Origin of the sequence: Curtobacterium phyllosphaerae (assembly GCF_049341865.1) — a bacterium.
In the GTDB taxonomy this organism is placed as follows: domain Bacteria; phylum Actinomycetota; class Actinomycetes; order Actinomycetales; family Microbacteriaceae; genus Curtobacterium; species Curtobacterium phyllosphaerae.
The window spans coordinates 213,839-231,821 of sequence record NZ_JBMPIU010000003.1 but is presented as its reverse complement, the minus strand read 5'-3'; the positions used below and the strand labels follow the sequence as shown (position 1 = coordinate 231,821).

Annotated in this window: 17 protein-coding genes; 3 read left to right on the top strand and 14 right to left on the bottom strand. The window is 70.1% G+C overall.

The window, feature by feature from the left end; genetic code table 11:
• Window positions 1–94: 94 nt before the first annotated feature.
• From ACO0E0_RS06740 to ACO0E0_RS06720, 5 genes are all read right to left on the bottom strand, one after another.
• Window positions 95–1,012, bottom strand: coding sequence for an ABC transporter substrate-binding protein (locus tag ACO0E0_RS06740; protein ID WP_422870636.1), 918 nt, complete (start codon window positions 1,010–1,012; stop codon window positions 95–97).
• Entirely contained in the window at window positions 1,009–1,737 is a 729-nt protein-coding gene (locus tag ACO0E0_RS06735; protein ID WP_422870635.1) for an ABC transporter permease, read from the bottom strand. The genes ACO0E0_RS06740 and ACO0E0_RS06735 overlap by 4 nt, the downstream gene beginning before the upstream one ends.
• The gene (locus ACO0E0_RS06730) at window positions 1,734–2,468 is read right to left on the bottom strand and encodes an ABC transporter permease (protein ID WP_422870634.1); all 735 of its coding nucleotides are present in this window, start codon (window positions 2,466–2,468) and stop codon (window positions 1,734–1,736) included. Before ACO0E0_RS06730 ends, ACO0E0_RS06735 begins: the two co-directional genes overlap by 4 nt.
• Entirely contained in the window at window positions 2,465–3,370 is a 906-nt protein-coding gene (locus ACO0E0_RS06725) for an ABC transporter ATP-binding protein (RefSeq protein WP_422870633.1), read from the bottom strand. Before ACO0E0_RS06725 ends, ACO0E0_RS06730 begins: the two co-directional genes overlap by 4 nt.
• 198 nt (window positions 3,371–3,568) lie before the next feature.
• The gene (locus ACO0E0_RS06720) at window positions 3,569–4,216 is read right to left on the bottom strand and encodes a TetR/AcrR family transcriptional regulator (protein ID WP_422870632.1); all 648 of its coding nucleotides are present in this window, start codon (window positions 4,214–4,216) and stop codon (window positions 3,569–3,571) included.
• A 270-nt stretch (window positions 4,217–4,486) separates the two neighbouring features.
• On the opposite strand from ACO0E0_RS06720, the gene ACO0E0_RS06715 reads away from it, so the two are divergent.
• Both ACO0E0_RS06715 and ACO0E0_RS06710 read left to right on the top strand, forming a co-directional pair.
• Window positions 4,487–5,530 (top strand): App1 family protein, encoded by a 1,044-nt coding sequence (locus ACO0E0_RS06715; RefSeq protein WP_422870631.1) that lies wholly within the window; start codon window positions 4,487–4,489, stop codon window positions 5,528–5,530.
• On the top strand, window positions 5,464–7,470 hold the full coding sequence (locus ACO0E0_RS06710) for a glycoside hydrolase family 15 protein (protein WP_422870630.1): 2,007 nt from the start codon (window positions 5,464–5,466) through the stop codon (window positions 7,468–7,470). The genes ACO0E0_RS06715 and ACO0E0_RS06710 overlap by 67 nt, the downstream gene beginning before the upstream one ends.
• A 101-nt stretch (window positions 7,471–7,571) precedes the next feature.
• Here ACO0E0_RS06710 and ACO0E0_RS06705 read toward each other — a convergent pair whose 3' ends face one another.
• From ACO0E0_RS06705 to ACO0E0_RS06680, 6 genes are all read right to left on the bottom strand, one after another.
• Window positions 7,572–8,948: a glucose-6-phosphate dehydrogenase gene (locus tag ACO0E0_RS06705; protein WP_422870629.1), complete on the bottom strand. Its 1,377-nt coding sequence runs from the start codon at window positions 8,946–8,948 to the stop codon at window positions 7,572–7,574.
• Between the two features lie 167 nt (window positions 8,949–9,115).
• A complete protein-coding gene (locus ACO0E0_RS06700) occupies window positions 9,116–9,532 on the bottom strand; it encodes a cytochrome c oxidase subunit 4 (protein WP_422870628.1) in 417 nt (138 codons plus the stop codon).
• A gap of 3 nt (window positions 9,533–9,535) precedes the next feature.
• The gene (gene ctaD, locus ACO0E0_RS06695) at window positions 9,536–11,278 is read right to left on the bottom strand and encodes an aa3-type cytochrome oxidase subunit I (RefSeq protein WP_422870627.1); all 1,743 of its coding nucleotides are present in this window, start codon (window positions 11,276–11,278) and stop codon (window positions 9,536–9,538) included.
• Window positions 11,279–11,290: 12 nt separating this feature from the next.
• Window positions 11,291–12,181, bottom strand: a complete 891-nt coding sequence (ctaC, locus tag ACO0E0_RS06690; RefSeq protein WP_422870626.1) for an aa3-type cytochrome oxidase subunit II — start codon at window positions 12,179–12,181, stop codon at window positions 11,291–11,293.
• A gap of 282 nt (window positions 12,182–12,463) precedes the next feature.
• The gene (locus tag ACO0E0_RS06685) at window positions 12,464–12,835 is read right to left on the bottom strand and encodes a HesB/IscA family protein (RefSeq protein WP_422870625.1); all 372 of its coding nucleotides are present in this window, start codon (window positions 12,833–12,835) and stop codon (window positions 12,464–12,466) included.
• Window positions 12,836–12,937: 102 nt separating this feature from the next.
• Window positions 12,938–14,383 (bottom strand): dipeptidase, encoded by a 1,446-nt coding sequence (locus ACO0E0_RS06680; RefSeq protein WP_422870624.1) that lies wholly within the window; start codon window positions 14,381–14,383, stop codon window positions 12,938–12,940.
• Between the two features lie 40 nt (window positions 14,384–14,423).
• On the opposite strand from ACO0E0_RS06680, the gene ACO0E0_RS06675 reads away from it, so the two are divergent.
• Entirely contained in the window at window positions 14,424–15,005 is a 582-nt protein-coding gene (locus ACO0E0_RS06675; protein ID WP_422870623.1) for a DUF3043 domain-containing protein, read from the top strand.
• Window positions 15,006–15,059: 54 nt separating this feature from the next.
• On the opposite strand, the gene ACO0E0_RS06670 is transcribed toward ACO0E0_RS06675, so the two are convergent.
• The 3 genes from ACO0E0_RS06670 to hisD are packed head-to-tail and all read right to left on the bottom strand — an operon-like array spanning window position 15,060 to window position 17,971.
• Complete coding sequence (locus ACO0E0_RS06670; protein ID WP_422870622.1) at window positions 15,060–16,142, bottom strand: quinone-dependent dihydroorotate dehydrogenase; 1,083 nt, start codon at window positions 16,140–16,142, stop codon at window positions 15,060–15,062.
• Window positions 16,139–16,627, bottom strand: a complete 489-nt coding sequence (gene nrdR, locus ACO0E0_RS06665) for a transcriptional regulator NrdR (protein WP_422870621.1) — start codon at window positions 16,625–16,627, stop codon at window positions 16,139–16,141. The genes ACO0E0_RS06670 and nrdR overlap by 4 nt, the downstream gene beginning before the upstream one ends.
• A 12-nt stretch (window positions 16,628–16,639) precedes the next feature.
• On the bottom strand, window positions 16,640–17,971 hold the full coding sequence (hisD, locus tag ACO0E0_RS06660) for a histidinol dehydrogenase (RefSeq protein ID WP_422870620.1): 1,332 nt from the start codon (window positions 17,969–17,971) through the stop codon (window positions 16,640–16,642).
• Window positions 17,972–17,983: the final 12 nt, after the last annotated feature.

Sequence of the window (17,983 nt, the reverse complement as noted above, 5' to 3'; positions counted from 1 at the left end):
GCCCCGCCGACCCCGGTCCGGGCCGGACAGACGGACGGGAGGCACGGTGCCAGCTGGCACCGTGCCTCCCGTCCGCCAGGTGGGGCGGTCGCTGCTAGAGCAGACCCTGGTCCGTCAGGAACTTCTTCGCGATGGTCGACGCCTTGTCCTTGTCGACCGTGCTCTCGGTGTTCAGCGTGATGAGCGCCTTGGTCGTCAGCACCTTGTCGACCTTCTCGATCGCGGCGGCCGCCTTCGAGTCGACCTTCTTCGAGACGATCGGGGTGACGTTCTGCGGCAGGATCAGGTGCTCCGGGTCGGCCAGCGAGACGAAGTCGTTCGCCTTGATGCTCGGGTCGGCGCTGTAGATGTCGGCGAGCTGGACGGTGCCGTCCTTCAGCGCCTTGACCGTCAGCGGACCACCCGAGTCCTGGACCGTCGTGAAGTCGACCGTCGCGCCGTAGACCGACTTGAGGCCTTCCGGTCCGTACGGACGGCTCTGGAACTCGGCGTTGCCACCGACCGTCAGGGTCTTCTTGATGTTCTTGAGGTCGGCCAGGCTCGTCAGGTCGTTGTCCTCGGAGAACTGCTTCGTGACGGTGTAGCTGTCCTGGTCCGTGGCCGGGGCCGCCGGCAGCGCGCGGATGCCGCTCGGGAGCGCCGTCTTCAGGCCGTCCGCGATCTCGGACGCCGTCTTGGCCGTCGACTTGGCGTCGTAGTACTGCAGGAGGTTGCCGCTGTACTCGGGCAGGACGTCGATCTTGCCCTTCTTCATCTGCGGGAGGTAGACGTCGCGCTGCCCGATGTTGTAGTCGCGGTCGACCTTGAAGCCGTCCTTCTCGAGCACCTGGGCGTAGAGCTCGGCGATGATCTCGTTCGAGTAGTACTGCTGCGAGCCGATGACGATCGTGCCGGAGCCCGAACCACCGCCGCTCGACGTGGGGTCGGACGAGGAGCAGCCGGACAGTGCGGCGGCGACGCCGACCGCCAGCGCGGCGGCGATGCCGACGCGGAACTTGGTTGCTGTGATCACGAGGGGGTTCCTTCCGGGAGGGGTGTGCGGGCACGTTCCGACGTGCCCTGACGTCGCCGACTGGTGCGGCCGGAGACGCCGGCTGGGACCACCGCACGCTCGAGGACCGCGAACACGATCTCGAACACGATGGCGAGGAGGATGACGATGATGGAGGAGCCGAGCATCTCGCCGTAGTCACGGAGGTTGATGCCGGCGAAGAGGTAGCCGCCGAGCCCGCCCGCGCCGACGATGGCGGCGAGGGTGGCGGTGGCGACGACCTGGAGCACGGCGGCACGGATGCCGCCGATGAGCAGCGGGAGACCGAGGGGCGCCTCGACCTTCCAGAGGATCTGCCACTCGGTCATGCCCATGGCCCGCGCGGCGTCCACCGTGCCGCGGTCGACGGACTCGACCCCGGAGTAGGCGCCGGCGAGCACCGACGGGATCGCGAGGATGACGAGCGCGACCAGCGGCGCCCCGAGTCCGATGCCGAAGCCGAGCCCGACGAGGGTCAGGACGCCGAGCGTCGGGAGCGCACGGACGCCGCCGGACAGGGCGATCGCGAGCGAACGGACCCGCCCGGTGTGCCCGATGGCGTACCCGATCGGCAGTGCCACCACGGTCGCGATGGCCACTGCGAGCAGGGTGATCCAGACGTGCTCCCACAGTCGTGTCGGGATGCCGTTCGGGCCGGGGTAGTTCTTCGGGTCGAAGAGCCAGCCGAATGCCTCGGAGATGATCACGACGCCACCTCCGTGGTCTCGAGGGCGCGGCGTGCGCGGCGCTGGGCACCGGCGGACGGCGACACCGACCACGGCAGCACGGCGCGACCGAGGAGGACGAGCAGGCCGTCGAGGACGAACACGATGACGAGCACCACGACGATGCCGGCGATGATCTCGGCCGGGATGTCCCGGGCGATGCCGTCCGTGAACAGCGACCCGAGGTTCTCGACACCGAGGACCGCACCGACCGTCGTGAGGGAGATGGTCGACACCGTGACGACCCTGAGTCCCGCGAGGAGCACCGGACCGGCGAGCGGCAGCTCGACGCGGAAGAAGCGCTGCACCGGCGAGTACCCCATCGCGACGGCGGCCGCGACGGTCCCCTTGTCGACCGACGCCAGCGCGTCGGCGGTCGACCGCACCATGAGCGCCATGCCGTACACGGTCATCCCGACGACGACGTTGACCGGGCTCTGCAGGTCGGTGCCGAGGATCCCGGGGATGACGATGAGCAGCGGCAGGGACGGGACGGCGTACAGCAGGCTCGCGACGGCGACGAGGCCACCGCCGGTCCCCTGCGCGAGGTTCTTGGCCGTCGTGTTCTCGGACTGGGAGCCGCGGAGCCGGGCGACCAGCCACCCGACCGGGATCGAGAGCAGGAAGGCGAGCACGATCGCCGGCAGGGCGATCGCCAGGTGGGCGAGCGTGGCGGACCAGATCGTGTCGGAGTTCGACAGCACCCAGTTCACGACGCGCTCCCACCCTGCGCCGGAGCACCCGCAGCACGACGTGCTGCGGCCTCGTCGACACGGTCCCCGGCGTCGCCCTGCACCGGCACCGGGCCGGTGAGGACGCCGGCGGCACGGCCGTCTCCGTCGATCACGATCGGGCCGGTCGGCGTCTGCTCGATCCGGAGCGCGCGACGGCCGCGACCGGCACCGATGAAGTTCGCCACGAAGTCGTCCGCGGGCTCGGAGAGGATCTCCGCCGGCGTGCCCTGCTGCGCGATGTGCCCGCCCTTCCGGAGGATCACGACCTGGTCGCCGAGCCGGAAGGCCTCGTCGATGTCGTGCGTCACGAACACCACGGTCTTGCCGAGTTCCCGCTGCAGGCGGATCAGCTCGTCCTGCAGGTCCGTGCGCACGAGCGGGTCGACGGCGCCGAACGGCTCGTCCATGAGCAGGATGTTCGGGTCGACGGCGAGACCGCGCGCCACCCCGACGCGCTGCTGCTGCCCGCCGGACAGCTGACTCGGGTACCGCTCCGCGAACGCGCGGTCGAGACCGACGGTGTCCATCAGCTCGAGTGCGTGCTCCCGGGCGTCCTTCTTCGAGACGCCGGTCAGCAGCGGGACGGTGGCGATGTTGTCGACGACCTTGCGGTGCGGCAGGAGCCCGGAGTTCTGCATGACGTAGCCGATGCTCCGGCGGAGTCCGACCGGACTGATGCCCGCGACGTCGTCGCCGTCGATCGAGACGGTGCCGGAGGTCGGGTCGACCATGCGGTTGATCATCCGGAGCAGCGTGGTCTTGCCACAGCCGCTGGAACCGACGAAGACGGTGGTGGTCCGGGACGGGATCACGAGATCGAAGTCGTCGACCGCGGTCGTGCCGTCCGGATACTGCTTGCGTACCGAGCGGAACTCGATCATGTGGTGGGCTCATTCCTCGTGGTTGGACACGGATCGACACAGGCCATGTGCGCCGAGGGTGCCCGGCTCCGGATGAGCGTACCCGTCGGCTCCGACACTCGTGCATCCGGTGACGATCCGTGACACGACCGTGACGAGTCCGCGCACGTCGAACGCCCGGCCGCAGGGGGCGGCCGGGCGTTCGACGTGGGTCCGGTGCTAGCGGTCGGCCAGCAGCGAGCGGAGGTACGAGGTGGACATGATGCGGTACTCGGCGACGAGGGCGTCGTCCGAGGTCCCGCGGTGACGGTGTGCCCGGGCGAGGACGGCGTGACCGGCCTCGGCGAGCATCTCCCACGCCGTCGCGAGACGCGGCGTGTCGGGGAAGTCGAACCGGGTCCGGAAGATCTCCGCGACGCTGTTGCCGAGCAGGGCCATCCGGTCCGCGTCGGACGTCTCGGCAGCGTCGTCGACGTCGCCGAAGCGGATCGCGCGGAAGCCGGGCTCGGTGCGGTACATCTCGATCGTCATGTCGACGAGCGCGTCGATGCCCTGCTCCCACGTCGTCGCACCGCTCTGGTCGACCGCGTCGAGGAACCGCGCGCCGAGGCGCTGCGTGCAGCGGATCGCCAGGGCCTCGACGACCGCGATGCGGTCCGGGAAGTACCGGTAGACGGTGCCGATCGACGCACCCGCGCGCTCGGCGACCATCGCGGTCGTCAGGCGCTCGAACCCGATGTCGTCGATGACCGCGGCGGCGGCGTCGAGCAGCCCGGCGAGGCGGGCGGAGCTGCGGGCCTGCACCGGCTCGTTCCGGAGGAGCGACGATCCGCCCGGCAGTGTGTTCGAGGCCTCGGTGACGAGCACGTGTACTCCTTCTCGCGAAACGACGCGATGGGTGCTGACGGGGCCTTCGGCGTGGTCGGACGGAGGATCGCCGGACAGCGGTCCGGTCGTCCCGACCGCCGACGGTGTGGGGGCCCCGTCGGTCGTGTGGATGATGACGGCACAACTCTCGCAGACGACACCTGGAACATCGCTGCGACTCACCTGGTCGCCGGCTCCCGGTGCGGTCCGCGGAGTGGGACGGCGGTCGGATCTCCCCGGCAGGACGGATCGGCATGGGATGATGGGGCGATGCCCGCCCGGAAGCACGACGACAGCAGCGCGGTCGAGCCGATCCTGCACCGGGCCGCCCGCATCGAGGACGCCGTCCAGGCGTTCCGGGAGCGCCGCGCACGGGCCCGCGGACTCGTCCCCACCGTGATCCCGTACACCGGCTACGGCGCACCCGGATGGGCCCGGGTGCTCTGCCGCGTCCTGCTCACCCGACGCGGTCTCGTGTCCGACGTCAGCTACGAGGGCGTCCGTGGGTGGCGCACCTTCACGAGCGTCGCGGTCGACGACGTGGACGTCCAGATCACCGCCGGCGGCACGACCCACACGGTGCAGGCGGACCGCGGGGGCGTCGTCGACACCATCGTGCCGATCGACCTCGAACCGGGGTGGCAGACGATCACGCTCTCCGCCGGCGGCTCCCGACCGGTCGACGCCCCGGTGTTCGTGGTCCACCCCGACACCCGCTTCGGACTGCTCTCCGACATCGACGACACGGTCATGGTCACGAACCTGCCGCGGCCGTTCCTCGCGGCGTGGAACTCCTTCGTGCACACCGAGCACGCGCGCCGACCGGTCCCCGGCATGTCCGTGTTGTACGAGCGCATCCTCGAGCAGCACCCCGGATCCCCCGTCGTCTACCTCTCGACCGGGGCGTGGAACGTCGCGCCGACCCTCGAACGGTTCCTGACCAGGAACATGTACCCGGCCGGGACGATGCTCCTCACGGACTGGGGTCCGACGCACGACCGCTTCTTCCGGTCCGGGCAGCTCCACAAGCAGCTCAACCTCGAGCGTCTCGCCCGGGACTTCCCGAACGTGCAGTGGCTGCTCGTCGGCGACGACGGCCAGCACGACGAAGGACTGTACGGCGAGTTCGCGGCCCAGCACCCCGACAACGTCGCCGGCGTCGCGATCCGACAGCTCTCCACGAGCGAGGCCGTGCTCGCCGGCGGACGGTCACGGGCGCAGGAGCGCTCCCGCACGTCGGCGACGCCGTGGGTGTACGCACCCGACGGGGCCGGGCTCTGGGACGAGCTCGTCCGGATCGACCTCGCCGACTGAGCACACGCTCAGTGCCGGCCCGGCAGGACCGGCGCTCGGCCGAGCGACAGTGGTTTGCTGGGGCCATGACCCAGCCCATCGCGGACTACGCACTCATCGGCGACTGCCACACCGCCGCCCTCGTCGGCAAGGACGGCAGCATCGACTGGCTGTGCCTCCCCCGGTTCGACAGCGCCTCGACGTTCGGAGCGCTCGTCGGCTCCGAGGACGACGGTCGCTGGAGCGTGCACCCGACCGACACGACGGCCACCGCGACCCGGGCCTACGACGACGCGTCCCTCGTCCTCGTCACACGGTGGACGACCGGGTCCGGCGTCGTCGAGGTGACCGACTTCATGCCGATCGGGGACGACCGGGCGGACGTCGTGCGTCGCGTCCGCGGCATCTCCGGCGAGGTCGGGATGCGCCAGGACCTCCGGATCCGGTTCGCGTACGCCACCGCACTCCCGTGGGTCCGCCAGATCGGCCACGACGGCGAACCGGTGCTCGTCGCGACCGCCGGGCCGGACTCCGTCGTCGTCCGCGGACCGAAGCTCCGCGCCGTGCACCACCGGCACGAGAGCCACTTCACGGTGCGGGCCGGGGAGACCGTCGACATCACCCTCACCTGGTACCCGTCCCACGAGGAGGTCCCGACCGCCCCGGACGTCGACGCCGTGCTCGCCGCCACGACCGACTGGTGGCAGGGCTGGGCCGCGAACTGCGTGACCGGCGACGCCTACCGGCACGCCACACGTCGCTCACTGCTCATGCTCCGGGCGCTCACCCACGAGGAGACCGCCGGCATCGTCGCCGCCGCGACCACGAGCCTCCCGGAGGCCTTCGGCGGAGAACGGAACTGGGACTACCGCTACGTGTGGCTCCGCGACGCCTCGCTCACCCTCGCGACCCTCATCGCGCACGGGTACGGGGAGGAGGCGAAGGCGTGGCGTGGCTGGCTCCTCCGCGCCATCGCGGGAGACCCGGCCGACGTGCAGATCATGTACGGGATCGCCGGCGAGCGGTACCTGCCCGAGCGCTCGCTCGACCAGTTCAGCGGCTACGCCGACTCCACGCCCGTCCGCGTCGGGAACGGCGCGTACACGCAGTACCAGGGCGACGTCTTCGGCGAGGTCCTCGCCGCCCTCCACGACGCCCGCGAACTCGGCGTCGAGGAGAACGCCGACTCCTGGGCCCTGCAGCGCGCCCTCCTCGGCTACGTGGAGGACCACTGGCAGGACCCGGACAACGGCATCTGGGAGATGCGCGGTCCGCGCCGGCACTTCACCCACTCGCGGGCGATGATCTGGGCGGCCTTCGACCGCGGGGTGGCCGCCGTCGAGGAGTTCGGCCTCGAGGGGCCGGTGACGCGATGGCGCAAGCTCCGCGACGAGGTCCGCGCCGAGATCGAACAGCACGGCTACGATCCCGAGCGGAACACGTTCCGGCAGCACTACGACACGGACGAGGTCGACGCGTCGCTCCTCGTGCTCCCCCAGATCGGCTTCTGCAAGGCGGACGACCCCCGCATGCTCGGCACGGTGGCGGCCATCGAGCAGGACCTCCGCGTCGGCGACGACGGACTCGTGCTCCGGTACCGCACCCAGGCCGGCTTCGACGGGCTGACGGGCACCGAGCACCCGTTCCTCGCCTGCTCCTTCTGGCTCACCGAGCAGTACGCAGCGTCCGGGCGTCTCGAGGACGCCGAACGACTGATGGACACCCTCGTCGGCTACGCGAACGACGTCGGCATGTTGTCCGAGGAGATCGACATCACCTCGGGCGCCCACGTCGGGAACACCCCGCAGGCGTTGTCCCACCTCACGCTCGTCAGCGCCGCCGACGCGATCGAGGTCGCACGGGGCCGGGCCTCCACCTCGACGCGGACACGCGTCGCGCAGTCCGACGGATCGACCCGCAGCACGACCGGCGAGGGCACGAAGGCCGGTCGACCCGTCTGACGGCGCGCCGCACCCGACCCGACGACGGACTGGAGGCCCGGTACCAGCTGGTACCGGGCCTCCAGTCCGTCATGCGGTCGCCGTCGACGGCGGAGCCGTGCTCAGACGGCGGACGACTCCCAGTCCACCGGGCCGCGCGAGCCGGCGCGGTAGTCCTCGAGCGGGACGTCCCCGGCCTTCCACGCGTCGACCACCGGACCGACGATCTCCCAGCAGCGCTCGGCGACGTCACCGCGGATCGAGAGCAGCGGGTCGTCGTGGAAGATCCCGTTGAGGACCTCGCCGTAGGGGGTCAGCTCGCCGTCGCTGAAGGACGAGGAGAGCGTGATCTGCCCCATCTCGAACGGGTTGCCGCCGCCGTTCGCCGACACCGACAGCTCGATCTCGTCCGGGTTCAGCACGATGCGGAGCGTGTCGGCCTTCGGGCGGCCCTGCAGGCCGGACGGCAGGCGCGTCACCGGCTTGAACGTGATGAGGACCTCTTTGCGGCTCGCACCGAGGGCCTTGCCGGACCGGAGCGTGAACGGGACGCCGGACCACCGGGCGGTGTCGACCTCGACGCTGATCTCCGCCAGGGTCTCGGTCTGGCGCTGCTCGACGACGCCGTCCTCGTCGGCGTACGACGGGAGTTCCTTGCCGTCGATCGACCCGGCCGTGTAGCGCGCGCGCCGGGAGGCGACGAGCGGGTCGTCGTCCTTGAGCCGCGTCGACCGGAGGGCGCGGGCGAGGCTCGAGCGGAACTCGACGGCATCGATCGCGGCCGGTGCGTCCATCGTCACGAGGCCCATGATCTGCAGCAGGTGGCTCTGGATCATGTCGACGAGCGCACCCGCTTCGTCGTAGTACTGGGCGCGGTTCTCGAGGCCGAGGGTCTCGTCGTAGAAGATGTCGACCTTCTCGATGTTCTCCGCGTTCCAGATCGGCTCGAACAGGCGGTTCGCGAAGCGGAGGCCGATGATGTTGAGGACCGTGGTACGGCCGAGGAAGTGGTCGGTGCGGTGCACGCGCTCCTCGGGCACGAGCTTCAGCACGGTCTCGTTGAGCGCCCTGGCACTCGCGACGTCGGTCCCGAACGGCTTCTCGAACGCGAGCGTCGTGCCCTCCGGGAGGTCGACGTGCTGCAGGGCGTCGCAGATGTCGGACGCGATCTGCGGCGGCAGTGCGAAGTAGAGCACCGGCTCGCCCTCGGCGGCGTCGAGCATCTCCTTGAGGTGTCCGGGGTCCTTCGGGTCGCCCTGCATGAAGACCGTCGACGCGAGCGTGGCGTCGACCTCGGGGCCCTTGACGTCCTGCGAGGCGAACGAGTCGGTGACCGTGTCCACCCACTGCTTGTGCGTCCGGGCACTCCGACCGGTGCCGATGAGCTGGACGGGGACGGCACGGCCGCTCTGCAGGAAGGTGCCGAGGCCGGGCAGGAGCAGACGGGCGGAGAGGTCCCCCGTCGCGCCGAAGATGATGAGGGTGCGCTTGTCGGTCAACGGGTGTGGTTCCTTTCGGGAGATGAAGGGGTCCGCGTGGTGCGGGACGGGTTCGAGTCGGATTGTTCCCGACGGGGTCGGTGTCGAGCCGGACACGCGATCGGGCGGCACCGAGGTGGTGCCGCCCGATGGTGTCGAGTCCGACCGGTCTCCGGTGCTCGGCTCGGTCAGTGCCCGAAGTTGCCGCGGTAGTACTCGTACACCCACCCGACCAGCGAGACGGCGAGGAATGCGGCACCGATGGCGCACATCCACGTGCCGGCGGCGACACCGAGGAAGATGATCGCGACCGACGCGGCGAGGAAGATCGGCCACCACGACCACGGGCTGAAGTGCCCCTGCTCGGCGTCGCCGTCCTCGATGTTCGCGTCTCCGCGGTCCTCGGGGAGGTCGCCACCCTGTGCGGCGGTGACACGACCGAGGTAGAAGGCGATGAAGACCGACATCACCCCCACGAGCAGGAGGCCCATCGTCCCCACCGGCTCCCAGTGGCGGTAGTTGACGATGCTCCAGATCGTGTACGCGGCTCCGGCGACGAAGAAGAACGTGCCGAGGATCCAGAACAGGTTGGTGTTCGCGCGCATGTGCTACTTGACCTCGCCCTTCGCGGCGTCGTAGGTGGGGGCGTCCGGGGCGTCCTTCGCCGGACCGACACCGATCGGCACGCCGGCCTCCGGGTGGTTCAGGTCGAACGCCGGGGACTCCGAGCGGATGCGCGGGATCGAGGTGAAGTTGTGGCGCGGCGGCGGGCAGCTGGTCGCCCACTCGAGCGACCGGCCGTAGCCCCACGGGTCGTTGACAGCCACCTTCGGAGCGTTCCGTGCCGTGACGTAGACGTTGAAGATGAACGGCAGGAACGAGACGCCGAGGATCATCGCGCCGATCGTCGACAGCTGGTTCATCCACGTGAAGCCGTCCTGCGGGAGGTACGTGGCGTACCGACGCGGCATGCCGACGACTCCGAGCCAGTGCTGGATGAGGAACGTCGTGTGGAAGCCCACGAAGAGGAGCCAGAAGTGGATCTTGCCGAGCCGCTCGTTCAGCATCTTGCCGGTCCACTTCGGCCACCAGAAGTAGAACCCGGAGAACATCGCGAACACGACCGTCCCGAACACCACGTAGTGGAAGTGCGCGACGACGAAGTAGGAGTCGGACACGTGGAAGTCGAGCGGCGGCGACGCGAGGATGACGCCGGTCAGACCACCGAAGGTGAACGTGATGAGGAAGCCGATGGCCCAGAGGATCGGGGTCTCGAACGTCACCGAGCCGCGCCACATCGTGCCGATCCAGTTGAAGATCTTCACGCCGGTCGGGACCGCGATGAGCATGGTCATGAGCGAGAACCACGGCAGCAGGACCGAACCGGTCACGTACATGTGGTGCGCCCACACGGTAATCGAGAGGGCCGCGATCGAGATGGTCGCGTACACCAGGGTCTTGTAGCCGAACACCGGCTTGCGCGAGAAGACCGGAAAGACCTCGGTCACGATGCCGAAGAACGGCAGCGCGATGATGTAGACCTCGGGGTGGCCGAAGAACCAGAAGAGGTGCTGCCACAGGAGCGCACCGCCGTTCGCCGGGTTGAACACCTGAGCGTCGAACACGCGGTCGAGTCCGAGACCGAACAGCGCCGCGGCGAGCACCGGGAAGGCCATCAGCACGAGCAGGCTCGTCACGAGGATGTTCCAGGTGAAGATCGACATCCGGAACATGGTCATGCCCGGGGCACGCATCGTGATGATCGTCGTGATGAAGTTCACCGCACCGAGGATCGTCGAGAAACCGGTCAGCCCGAGGCCGAAGACCCACAACGTCCCGCCCAACCCGGGCGTGAACGTCGTGTCACTGAGTGGCGCGTAGGCGAACCACCCGAACGACGCAGCACCCTGCGGGGTGAGGAACCCGCCGACGGCGATGAGGCCACCGAAGAAGTAGAGCCAGAACGCGAAGCCGTTGAGCCGCGGGAACGCGACGTCCGGGGCGCCGAGCTGGAGCGGCATGATCGCGTTCGCGAACCCGGAGAAGAGCGGCGTCGCGAACAGCAGCAGCATGATCGTTCCGTGCATCGTGAAGAGCTGGTTGTACTGCTCCTTCGTCGCGACGACGTGGAGACCCGGCTCGAACAGCTGTGCGCGGATGACGAGCGCCATCACGCCGGCGAGCAGGAAGTACATGAACGAGGCGATCAGGTACATGTACCCGATCGTCTTGTGGTCGGTGGAGGTGATCCACTGGACGATGATGTTGCCCTTGCGACCGACGCGCGACGCCTGGAAGTCCGGCGTCGAGGTCGCGGTCGCGGGCGACTGGCCGACGAATGAAGTGGTCATGAGTCGCGAGCCTTACTTCTCGGTACCGGAGACGACGGGCGTCTTGTCGGTCGGCTGGTTCGTGTTGGTGCTGAACTCGTGCCCGAGCAGCCCCACCTTGCCCTGGTCCTTGAGCGTGTCGAGGTAGTCCTGGTAGGCGGACGGCGAGACGACCTTGACCTGGAACAGCATGAGCGAGTGGTACTCGCCGCAGAGCTCGGCGCACTTGCCCTGGTAGGTGCCGGTCTTCTCCGGGATGAAGTACTCGTAGTTCGTCCGGCCCGGGAGCATGTCCTTCTTGTAGAGGAAGTCCACGATCCAGAACGAGTGGTCGACGTCGCGCGACGACAGCTCGATCTTGACCTTCTTGCCGACCGGCAGGTAGAGGGTCGGGAGCTTGCTCGTGTCGATCGCGCCCGTGCCGTTGTCTTCTTCCTGGGCTTGGATGCCCTGGTAGTAGACGCTCTGCTTCGGGTCGGCCTGGTCGATGTAGTTGAAGTCCCACGCCCAGCGCTTGCCGTACACGTGGATCACCGCGTCCGCCTTGGCGAACGGCTTCTCGATGGCCGTCTGGTCCTTCGCGGTGAAGGCGAAGAACCCGATCACGAGGATGAGCGGCACGATCGTGTAGAAGATCTCGATCGGCATGTTGTACCGGAGCTGCACCGGGAGCCCGGTCTGGCCCTTCCGGCGGCGGAAGACCACGGCGGCCCAGATGATGAGCCCCCACGTGATGAGTCCGACCGCGAGGAGCACGATCCAGGACGTCACCCAGAGCCCCATCACGCGGTCGACGTGGTTCGTCGTGCCGGGCGTCGTCGGCAGCCAGCCCTGGAGCTGCTGCTGCGAGCAGCCGGCCAGTGCGACGACCAGACCGACGGCCACCGGGATGGCCGCCCAACGTATACGGCGATTCGAACGCACTGTGACCTCTCGGTGATGACGTGAGCCCGGACGAGCGGCATCGGACAGAACCGTGCAGAGCTCGTTCCCAGCTGGGGCGGAACACTCCTAGCTTACGCGCAGCTCGGGTGCTCTCGTGCACGTCCGACACGCCTCCGAGCCCCTTCGGGAGCCCACAGGTGCCGTCGGACGACGGCGGGCAGCGACCGTCGGACCGGCCGCTCCCCGGCGGGTGGATGCGGAAATCGCAGGTCGCCGTGCGTGTCCGGGAACCCGGACCCGACGGCGGTCATGGGACGCGGCTCAGTGGAAGCTGTCGCCACACGCGCAGCTGCCCTGCGCGTTCGGGTTGTCGATGGTGAACCCCTGCTTCTGGATGGTGTCCTCGAAGTCGATCGAGGCGCCATCGAGGTACGGGACGCTCATCTTGTCGACGACGACCTCGACCCCGTCGAAGTCACGGGTGGCGTCCCCGTCGAGGAGTCGCTCGTCGAAGTACAGCTGGTAGATGAGGCCCGAGCAGCCGCCGGGCTGGACGGCGAGACGCAGCCGGAGGTCGTCGCGGCCTTCCTGTGCCAGGAGGCTCGAGACCTTGGCCGCGGCCGCATCGGTGAGCGCGACGCCGTGGGTCCCCTCGGCGGGTGCTTCGGCGATGGTCGTGGTGGTGTCGGTCATGGCCGTCTCCCTCCGTGCGGTGCCGGTCACCGCGCTGACACGATTGTAGGCACGGCCGCGGACAATCCGCAGCGGGCTGTGGACGACCGGGCCGCGCAGTGCTCAGGCCCTGGCGTTGAGCCGGGCCAGCAGGATCGACTCCGCCGCGATCGCGCGGTGCAGCACACCGAGGTGTTGCGACTCGTTCGGGCTGTGCGCCCGGGTCGCCGGGTCCTCCACGCCGGTGACGAGGATCTGTGCCTCGGGGAACTCGACGGCCAGGTCGGACACGAAGGGGATCGACCCGCCGATCCCCTGCTCGACCGCCTCGGTACCCCAGCCCTCGGCCATCGCGGTGCGGACCTCCTGCATCGCCCACCCCGACGTGTCGACGAGGAACCCGTCGCCGGTGTCGACGTCCTCGAGCGTGACGGTCGCGCCGAACGGCGTGTTCGCCCGGACGTGCCGCTCGACCGCGGCGAACGCGTCCGCCGCGGACTGTCCGGGCGCGATGCGGACGGACACGCGTGCAGCCACCGTCGGCAGCAGGGTGTTCGATGCGTTCGCGACGCTCGGGACGTCCATGCCGGTCACGGTGATCGACGGCTGCGACCACATCCGCGACAGGACCGGCCCCGTGCCGACGGGCCGCGTGTCCCCGTGCAGGTCGGCCTCCGCGACCACCTCGGACTCGTCGCGGTCCGGGACCGGCCCGTCGTGGGAGTGCAGCCCGGCGACCGCGACCGACCCGTCGTCGGCGTGCAGCGAGGACAGGATGCGGACCATGGGCATCATCGCGTCCGGGACCGCTCCCCCGAACATCCCGCTGTGCGAGGCGTGCTCGAGGGTGGTCACGACGAGCTTGAAGGTGACGTTCCCGCGGAGGGTCGCGGTGATGGCCGGGACGTCGGTCGACCAGTTGTCACTGTCCGCGACGACGATGACGTCGGCCGCGAGGTGCTCCCGCTGTTCGCGGAGGAACGTCGTGAACGACCGCGAACCGAACTCCTCCTCGCCCTCGACGAACAGCACGACGCCGAGGTCGAGGTCGTCGCCGTACAGCGCGTGGACGGCGCGGAGCGAGGCGATGTGGGTCATCACGCCGGCCTTGTCGTCCGACGCGCCCCGACCGTACAGGCGGTCGCCGCGGAGCGTCGGCTCGAACGGCGGGGTCTCCCAGAGCGCCTCGTCGCCCTCGGGCTGGACGTCGTGGTGGGCGTAGAGCATGACGGTGGGGCGGCCGTTCCGCGCCGGCCGGACCGCGAGCACGGCGGGCTGCCCGAGCGTCGCGTCGGGGGCCGAGCTGTCCGCGGTGCCGTCCTCGCCGGCGATCGCCGACCGGACGATGCGGACCTCGTCGAAGACACCGGTGCCCCGCGCGAGCTCCGCGACGGCCTCGGCGCTCCGCTGCACGTTCGCCGGGTCGAAGGCCGACCACGACACCGACGGGAGCCGGACGAGGGCGGACAAGTCGGCGATCGTCGCCGGCAGTCCCCCCTGCACCTGTTCGCGCACGGCGTCGAGCAGTACGGGGTCGGTCGAGGGTGCGTGCTGTGCCGTGTCGGTCATGCAGGTAATCTTAAGAGCCCCAGCAGTGATCGAGGACCCCGTGGCGAAGGCAGCACCCAAGACAGACGTGTCGGTCAACCCGAGCGATGAGAGCATGCTGAACGGCGTGCCCGTCGGCAAGGGCCGTCCGACCCCCACCCGCAAGGAGCGCGAGGCCGCGAACCGGCGGCCGCTCGTCGGGAACAGCCCGCAGGACCGGAAGGCAGCGCGATCGCGGCTCACGGCCGAGCGCGAGAAGGCCCGCATCGGCATGGCCGCCGGCGAGGAGCGCTACCTGCCGGCGAAGGACCGGGGCGAGCAGCGTCGCTACATCCGGGACTTCGTCGACGCACGGTGGAACGTCGGTGAGGTCCTCGTCCCGATCATGGTGATCGTCGTCCTGCTGACGTTCGTGCAGAGCAGTGTCCAGAGCGCAGGTCTGCTCGTCATCTGGGCGTTCTTCGCGCTCCTCGTCATCGACTGCCTCATCGCCGGGTTCATGGTCAACCGGCGCATCAAGAAGAAGTGGGGCGAGGCCGCTCCGCAACGCGGCAACCTGTTCTACGTCGCGACCCGTGCCGCTCAGATGCGCTTCCTCCGCCTGCCGAAGCCGCAGGTCAAGCGCGGGCACTACCCGGAGTGAGCGGACGCCGGTGACCCCGGCCTACGACCGCTTCGCGGCCCTGCGCACCTCGGCCTACGACCGTGTCGCGGCCCTGCGCAGCCGGCGCCGCCGCAGTCGGTTGATCCGCATCGCCCAGGTCGGCCCCTCGTAGAGGAACGCGGTGTAGCCCTGCACGAGCGTCGCCCCGGCCTCGATGCGCGCCTGGACGTCGGCCTCGGTCGTGACGCCGCCGACGGCGATCACGCACATCTCCCGCGGGACGGTGCGACGGACCCGGCGGAGCACGTCGAGCGACCTGCCGGCGAGCGGTGCCCCGGAGAGACCGCCGGCACCCATCGACGCCACGTCGGCCTCGGCGGTGCGCAGGCCGGAACGCTCGACGGTCGTGTTCGTCGCGATCACCCCGGCGAGCCCGAGCTCGACCGCGAGCCCGGCGATCGCGTCGATCTGGTCGTCGGTCAGGTCGGGTGCGATCTTCACGAGCACAGGGACGCGGCCGGCGGTGCCCTTGACGCCCTCGAGCAGCGGACGGAGCTGGTCGATCTCCTGCAGACCCCGGAGCCCCGGGGTGTTCGGCGAGCTGACGTTCACGGCGAGGTAGTCCGCGAACGGGGCGAGCATGCGCGCCGACTCCAGGTAGTCCTCGACTGCGTCGTCGACCGCGACGACGCGGCTCTTGCCGATGTTCACGCCGATCACCGGACGACCCGGGTACCGGCGGGCGCGCTCGAGTCGGCGTGCGGCCCGTGCGGCGCCGGCGTTGTTGAAGCCCATCCGGTTGACGAGGGCGCGGTCGGCGATCAGTCGGAACAACCGGGGGCGCTCGTTGCCGGACTGCGGCTTCGACGTCAGCGTGCCGACCTCGACGTGCCCGAACCCGAGGAGGCCGAGCCCGATGACGGCCTTGGCGTCCTTGTCGAACCCGGCAGCGAGCCCGAATCGTGACGGGAAGTGGATGCCCATCGTGGTGATGCCGTCGGCAGCGGCGGGACGGCCGTACCGTTCGGCGGCGCCGCGCAGGAACGGGACCCGCGGCAGCACGCGGATGGCCCCGAACGCCAGGTGGTGGGCCCGCTCGGGGTCCATGTTCGCGAACACCGTCCGGAACACCACGCGGTACCCGGACCGGATCGCGAGCTCGGCGATGTTCGTCATGCGTCGCCCGGGGTCGTCGGAGCCGTCTCCGCACCCACGTGGTGGTCGATGCGGAGCTGCCCGATCGCGTCCTCGAAGTCCTCGAGTGAGTCGAACGCTTGGTAGACGCTCGCGTACCGCAGGTAGGCGACCTCGTCGAGGTCGCGGAGCGGCGACAGGATCGCGAGCCCGATGTCGTTCGCCTCGATCTGGCTCGCTCCCGACGAGCGGACGATCTCCTCGACCCGCTGGGCGAGCACCGCCAGGTCGCCGTCGGTCACCGGGCGTCCCTGACAGGCCTTGCGGACGCCGGAGATGATCTTGTCGCGGCTGAACGGCTCGAGGACGCCGTTCCGCTTGACGACGCTGAGGCTCGCGGTCTCCGTGGTCGAGAAGCGGCGGCCGCAGTTCGGGCACTGGCGACGCCGACGGATCGACGTGCCGTCGTCGCTGGTGCGGGAGTCGACGACGCGGGAGTCCGGATGACGGCAGAAGGGGCAGAACATGTCGCCCTGAGCCTATCGGCTGGTGCGCTCCAGACGCTCCGTCACGGCGGCACCGTGCGCGGGGAGCTGCTCCTCCTCCGCCAGGGCGACGATGCGCGGACCGACCTCGGCGAGGGCCGCCGCCGTGTACCGGACGATCTGCTGCGGCCGGAGGAACGTCGACGCTGACAGGCCGGACCCGAACCGCGCCTGTCCGCCGGTCGGGAGCACGTGGTTCGACCCGGCGAGGTAGTCGCCGAGGCTCACCGGTGCGTGCTGCCCGACGAACACCGCACCCGCGGCGTCGATGTCCGCGAGGACCGCGTCGTCGTCGGCCGTCTGGATCTCGAGGTGCTCCGGCCCGTACGCGTTGCTCACGGTCGCCGCGTCGGCGAGCGACGCGACGAGGACGATCGCGGACTGCGGGCCGTCGAGGGCGGTCTGGAGGCGCACGGCCGTCCGGAGCGCCGCCACACGGTCCGGGATCGCGGCCTCCACCGCGTCGGCGAACGACGCCGACGTCGTGACGAGCACGCTCCCGGCCTGCTCGTCGTGCTCGGCCTGGCTGATGAGGTCCGCGGCGACGAACGCGGGGTCGGCGGCCTCGTCGGCGATGACGAGGATCTCGGTCGCACCGGCTTCCGAGTCGATCCCGACGACGCCGCGGACGAGGCGCTTCGCGGCGGCGACGTAGTTGTTCCCCGGTCCGGTGATGAGGTCGACGGGCTCGAGGTCGGTGCCCTGGCCGTCGATGTCCGCGACGCCGTGTGCCAGGGCTCCGACCGCGCCAGCGCCGCCCATCGCGTAGACCTCGTCGATGCCGAGGAGCCCCGCCGCACCGAGGATCGTCGGGTGCACGCGGTGGTCGTGGTCGCGCTGCGGCGGCGACACGAGGGCGATCGAGCGCACGCCGGCGATCTGTGCCGGGACGACGTTCATCACGACGCTCGACGGGTACACGGCCTTGCCACCGGGGACGTAGAGCCCCACGCGACGGACGGGCTGCCAGCGCTGGTGCACCTCGGCGCCGTCGGCGAGGGTCGTCACGGCGGGCGGGGGTACCTGTGCGGCGCTGGCGCTGCGCACCCGACGGATGGCTTCTTCGAGCGCGGCGCGGACGTCCGGTGCGAGGCCGTCGACCGCCGCGGCGATGTCTGCGGCCGGGACCCGGAGCGACTCCGGGGCTCCCCCGTCGAACCGCTCCGCCTGCTCGCGGAGCGCACCCGCGCCGCGCGATCGGACGTCGTCGACGAGCATCCGCGCGGCGGCGGTCGCGCTCGCGACGTCACCCGTGGCACGGGGCATCAGGCGGAGGAGGTCGGCACGGGCCGGGAGCCCGTCGCGGAGGTCGATTCGTTGCATCATGGCCGGGCCAGC

Coding starts and splice junctions, on each gene's coding strand:
- hisD (WP_422870620.1), bottom strand. CDS start 17,971: ATGATGCAACGAATCGACCTCCGCGACGGGCTCCCGGCCCGTGCCGAC.
- nrdR (WP_422870621.1), bottom strand. CDS start 16,627: ATGTTCTGCCCCTTCTGCCGTCATCCGGACTCCCGCGTCGTCGACTCC.
- ACO0E0_RS06700 (WP_422870628.1), bottom strand. CDS start 9,532: ATGCGCGCGAACACCAACCTGTTCTGGATCCTCGGCACGTTCTTCTTC.
- ACO0E0_RS06715 (WP_422870631.1), top strand. CDS start 4,487: ATGCCCGCCCGGAAGCACGACGACAGCAGCGCGGTCGAGCCGATCCTG.
- ACO0E0_RS06685 (WP_422870625.1), bottom strand. CDS start 12,835: ATGACCGACACCACCACGACCATCGCCGAAGCACCCGCCGAGGGGACC.
- ACO0E0_RS06725 (WP_422870633.1), bottom strand. CDS start 3,370: ATGATCGAGTTCCGCTCGGTACGCAAGCAGTATCCGGACGGCACGACC.
- ctaD (WP_422870627.1), bottom strand. CDS start 11,278: ATGACCACTTCATTCGTCGGCCAGTCGCCCGCGACCGCGACCTCGACG.
- ACO0E0_RS06670 (WP_422870622.1), bottom strand. CDS start 16,142: ATGACGAACATCGCCGAGCTCGCGATCCGGTCCGGGTACCGCGTGGTG.
- ACO0E0_RS06680 (WP_422870624.1), bottom strand. CDS start 14,383: ATGACCGACACGGCACAGCACGCACCCTCGACCGACCCCGTACTGCTC.